Raw genomic sequence first — 3,028 nt, forward strand, 5'->3', positions numbered from 1 at the left:
GCCTTCCTGATCGATCCCGACGGCAACAATCTGGAAGCGGGCATCTATCTCGACCCATGACGGGTGCGAGGCCGGGATCGTCTATCGTCGTATCGTCAACAGCGCCGTCAGCGCGCCACCGAGCTGGACGGTTCCGCCGAGCAGCATCGCGCCGGTGAAACCCGCAGCGCCGCCGCCGAGGAGGCCGTAGACCGTGCCGAGCAAGGCGACGCCGAGCGAGGCTCCCGTCATGCGCGCGACATTGACCAACGCCGCTGCGGTGCCCGCGCGCTCACGTCCGACCGAACCGACCGCAATGCCGAACAACGGGCCGGTGTTGAGGCCCATGCCGACGCCCGCGGCGATCTGCCCGATCTGCGCCAGCCAGATCGGCGCCGCCGCCGTCGACGACGAGAGGATCAGCAGTCCGCATCCGATCAATGCCGTTCCGCCTGCCGCGAGCAGCCGCGGCCCGACATGGTGGGCAAACCTGCCCGACAGGTTGGAGACCAGGAAGAACGCGAGCGCGCTCGGCATCATCGCGAGGCCCGCAAGGCGCGGCGTCAGATGGCCCACCGACTGCCAGAGCAGCGGCACCAGGAAGATCATGCCGTAGACGCCAAAGGTCATCGCCGCGATGGCGGTGATGGCGCCGGCAAACGGCGGCAACCGAAACAGCGACAGCGGTACCAGCGCGGCGGTGCCGCGCCTTGCTTCCACGCGCAGGAACAGGAGCAGCGTGGCAAGCGCGACTACGAGCGCCATGATCCAGAGCCGGCCGCCGTCGTGACCGAGAATGGCGGCCAGCGCGAGGCTGCCGAGCGAGGCGGCGCCCAGCAGTTGCCCCGGCAGGTCGAAATGGCGGCTGTGCGGATCGGCGCTTTCCGGCACGCTCAGCCAAGCGAGGACCAGGGCGCCGGCCGCCATCGGCACCGCCAGGAGAAACACGCTGCGCCATCCGCTGGTGTCGATCAGCAGACCTCCCACCGTCGGCCCGATCGCAAAGGCGAGACCGTTGCAACTGGCCCAGACACCGAGCGCGCGCCCGCGCTCTTTCTCCTCTGGCCAGACCACGCGGATGACGGCGAGCGAGGAGGGCAGCAGCAGTGCCGCGCCGACGCCGGTGATGGCGCGACCGGCAATCAGCGTGCCGATGTCCGCTGCGCAGGCGCAGAGGATGGAGCCGCCCGCGATCACCGCCGCCCCGATCAGGAAAACCAGTCGCCGGCCATAGAGGTCGGCGAGCAGGCCGCCGCTGAGCAGCAGCACGGCATAGACCAGGTTGTAGGCGTCCAGCATCCATTGCAGCGCGCTCACGCCGGCGCGAAAGTCGGTGCCGATCGCGTGCATTGCCAGGTTCACGACCGAGGTGTCGATCTGCGCGATCAGCACGCCGAGGCACATCGCAGCGAGCACGGCGCCCCGGCCGAGCGCGCGCGTTCCGGTCGATTGAAGTGCGATGTCGTTGACAGAGGGGCTCATGACAATCCGTTCCCATCAGATGCAGGGAGGGCTATCAAGCACCTGCTGACACCGTGCTGGCAGCAATCGGGGGTCCCTGCGACGCGGATCGTTCGCGCAAGCGGAGCGGCAGCGGTTGTCGTTCCGTTCTCGATGGTCGGCCGGTCGATCGGGCGGTCGTAAAAGGCAGCCTGATCGCCCGGGCGAAGCGCGGCCCGCGCTTTGTGGCTTCATTGCATCAGCATCATGCGCGCGACGTGTCGCGCGTCATCCAGGCTGAACCATTCCTTGATTCCCACGTTGTCGAGGTTGACCGAATCTCTCGACGATGCATGCATGACCAGATGTTGCGGAACAGTCGACTGGCGCGAATGAGCGACGGGCACTATTGCCTGGTGCGGGACCTTGGCCCGGTGAAGGGCGGCAAGGGGTTGAGGCACCATGAGGTGGTCGTCGACTTCAGTTATCGCGGTTTCAAGGATCTGTCGAAGCGCGGCGCCACTGCGCTGCTCGGCCGGTTGTCCGCAAAGCGCCAACGGCGCCGCGCCACCGAGCCTGTGCCGGACGCAGAGGCGCTGGATGCGGTCACCGCCGAGCTCGCCAACCTCGTCCGCGAACTCGATGCTGCAACCGACAAGCCGTCGCGCAAGACGCGGGCGGCGTGATCGCCGAGTTTTTTCGCGGATGATCGGGATCAGCATCGGACCTGAGGACCCGCGGCAGGCCGATATGCGTGATCTGCTCGCCGAAGCCGACGCCTACATGTGCGGGCTCTACCCGGCCGAGAGCAATCATCGGGTGGATGCGGAAGCCCTCGCGGCGCCAGACATGCTGTTTTTGGCGGCGCGTCGCGCTGGCGAACTTCTTGGGTCGATCGCCTTTCGCGTCATCGCGCCTGATCATGCCGAGATGAAGCGGCTGTTCGTGCGATCGACGGCGCGCCGGCTCGGCCTCGGGCGGCGTCTGCTCGCTGCACTGGAGGATGCGGCTCGTCGGCGAGAGATCACGCGCATCAGTCTCGAGACGGGCATCCGGCAGCCGGAGGCGATCGGGCTCTATCGTGCTGCCGGCTATCGGGAGTGCCCGCCGTTTGGCGCGTATCAGATCGATCCGCTCAGCCTGTTCATGAGCAAGCGGCTTTGAATGGGCACGGACGTGGCGACCTATCTGGGCCTCGACGGCTTTCGCGGCGGATGGGTCGCAGCCTTCATCGACGGAGAGGGCAACCACGGCTTCGACTATTCGCCGGGGCTGGCGCGGCTATTGTCGATGCCGCATGCGCGGGCGATGATCGACATGCCGATCGGGCTCGGGACGGCCGGTCATCGCACCTGCGACCTGCTCGCGCGCGAGCTTGCCGGCGCCGCGGTGTTTCTCGGCGCGCGCCGAAACCTCTGGACGTTTCCGGATCAGGCGGCGGCCAACGCATATTACTGGCGGCACGAGGGCAGGGGCATGGGCGTTTCCTGCCAGCTCTGGAACATCCGCGACAAACTCAGGGAGGTCGACGACGTCATGACGCCCGAGCGCCAGGCCACCATCGGCGAGGCGCATCCGGAATTGATCTTCTGGCGGCTCGCCGGACAGC

Annotated in this window: 4 protein-coding genes; 3 read left to right on the forward strand and 1 reads right to left on the reverse strand. The window is 67.4% G+C overall.

What is annotated here, in order from left to right:
- Window positions 1-81: 81 nt before the first annotated feature.
- Entirely contained in the window at window positions 82-1,461 is a 1,380-nt protein-coding gene (locus JOY90_RS38770; RefSeq protein ID WP_291696355.1) for an MFS transporter, read from the reverse strand.
- A 236-nt stretch (window positions 1,462-1,697) separates the two neighbouring features.
- Here JOY90_RS38770 and JOY90_RS38775 point away from each other — a divergent pair, with 236 nt between their 5' ends.
- The 3 genes from JOY90_RS38775 to JOY90_RS38785 all read left to right on the forward strand — a co-directional run.
- Window positions 1,698-2,105 carry a hypothetical protein gene (locus JOY90_RS38775; protein ID WP_291696358.1) on the forward strand — a complete coding sequence of 136 codons (408 nt, stop codon included), beginning with the start codon at window positions 1,698-1,700 and terminating at the stop codon, window positions 2,103-2,105.
- A 19-nt stretch (window positions 2,106-2,124) separates the two neighbouring features.
- Complete coding sequence (locus JOY90_RS38780) at window positions 2,125-2,583, forward strand: GNAT family N-acetyltransferase (RefSeq protein WP_291696356.1); 459 nt, start codon at window positions 2,125-2,127, stop codon at window positions 2,581-2,583.
- Window positions 2,584-2,595: 12 nt separating this feature from the next.
- Window positions 2,596-3,028, forward strand: a 433-nt coding sequence (locus JOY90_RS38785) for a DUF429 domain-containing protein (protein ID WP_291696357.1), incomplete at its 3' end; no start/stop codon positions are given.

Source organism: Bradyrhizobium sp. (assembly GCF_019242285.1).
Classification (GTDB): domain Bacteria; phylum Pseudomonadota; class Alphaproteobacteria; order Rhizobiales; family Xanthobacteraceae; genus Bradyrhizobium.